This window comes from Desulfosporosinus nitroreducens, assembly GCF_023897015.1.
Classification (GTDB): Bacteria; Bacillota; Desulfitobacteriia; order Desulfitobacteriales; family Desulfitobacteriaceae; genus Desulfosporosinus; species Desulfosporosinus nitroreducens.
Genome location: NZ_JAMHFY010000082.1, coordinates 1 through 1,540, shown reverse-complemented (window position 1 = coordinate 1,540; position 1,540 = coordinate 1). Strand labels below are relative to the sequence as shown.

The following is a 1,540-nucleotide window of genomic DNA, read 5'->3' as shown; positions in this document are numbered from 1 at the left end:
GTTGGATGCCTGTGCTTATTTAAATATAATAAGGGGAGAAATGGCCTGGCGTACTTCGCATTGGATTTCGCATCCGTAGAATAATCAGTCAGCCATCCCCTTATTATGTGCATTCGATTAAGCAGGTTGAAACCGATGAGGCTTTCGTGTAACTAACCAATATGAATGGTAATAAGCGAGGATGGACGCCAACACAAATAATTAGGAGGAGTAGTATGATCAGTGTCGGGATTGACATTTCAAAGGGGAAAAGTACTGTCTGTTTTATGAAGCCGTATGGGGAGGTGCTACATAAACCATTTGAGGTGAAACACACGGAAAGTGACTTAAAACAATTGGTAAATCAGATCAACACACTTACAGAGGAAACCCGTGTCGTTATGGAGTCTACAGGAGCATACCATTACCCAGTACTAGCATATCTGAAAGAGCATGGTATTTTTACATCTGCTATTAATCCGTTGGTAATGAGCAAGTATGTTAATGTTGCAATCCGCAAAGGCAAAACAGATAAGCTTGATGCCATTAAGATAGGGAACTTTGGTATAGATCACTGGTATCATCTTGTAAACTACTCGCCAACGGCAGATGTGTATGATGAGTTAAAAACACTCAACCGTCAATATTTAAGCTACATATCTATGCGTATTCATTCGAAACAGACGCTTGCAAATCTGCTGGATCGAACAATGCCGGGGATAAAAACACTCCTTTGGAATCGCTCTAACGTACCGGATCGGGACAAATTATGCGACTTTGTAAAGGAATACTGGCACTTTGACAACATTACGCGTATGTCTGAGGCCAGATACATTAACAACTATAACAGCTGGACAAAAAGAAAAGGATACCGAGCCAGCACGGAAAAAGCGAAGAAAATCTACGCACTTGCACTGGAGGGCATCCCCACTTTGTCTTCCGCTACGCCATCGACCAAAATGCTCGTAGAGGAAGCAGTTAAGGTCCTGCACATGATAGACACGACCCTTGCGAGTATTCTAGCACAGATGAGAGAATTGGCAAAGTCGCTGAAGGAATATGAAGTTGTCATGGCTATGCCTGGAGTTGGTGAGATACTCGGCCCAAGGATTATAGCAGAAATAGGAGATGTACGACGCTTTCATAGTGGTGGAGCCGTCATTGCTTATGCAGGTCTTGATGCACCACCGTTTCAATCGGGCAAATTCACAGCTACTAAGCGAAGCATTTCCAAACGTGGCTCAGCTTCTTTGCGTAAGACAGGATACGAAATCATGAGGTACATAAAGATTAGCAAGCCGTCTGAAGATGACGCTGTTTACCAGTATATGATTAAGAAAGAAAATGAAGGGAAGCCAAAAAAGGTTGCCAAAATCGCTGCGTTAAACAAGTTCCTACGTATCTACTATGCCAGAGTGAAAGCGGTTTATGCTGCAGCCTAATGACTCATTGTTCAAACCGGCCAGTTGTCTTTCGGTATCTGGTCAGCTTTGCTATGCTCATATTTATATTGATATTTCTTGAAATTTTTGGTTGACTTTTATTAGCAGGATTATTCTTA

At 42.1% G+C, this 1,540-nt stretch carries 1 protein-coding gene; it reads left to right on the top strand.

All coding sequences use genetic code 11. The annotated features are described in order from the left end of the window. Positions 1-215 precede the first annotated feature (215 nt). Positions 216-1,421: an IS110 family RNA-guided transposase gene (locus M8E35_RS26225; protein ID WP_252473914.1), complete on the top strand. Its 1,206-nt coding sequence runs from the start codon at positions 216-218 to the stop codon at positions 1,419-1,421. Positions 1,422-1,540: the final 119 nt, after the last annotated feature.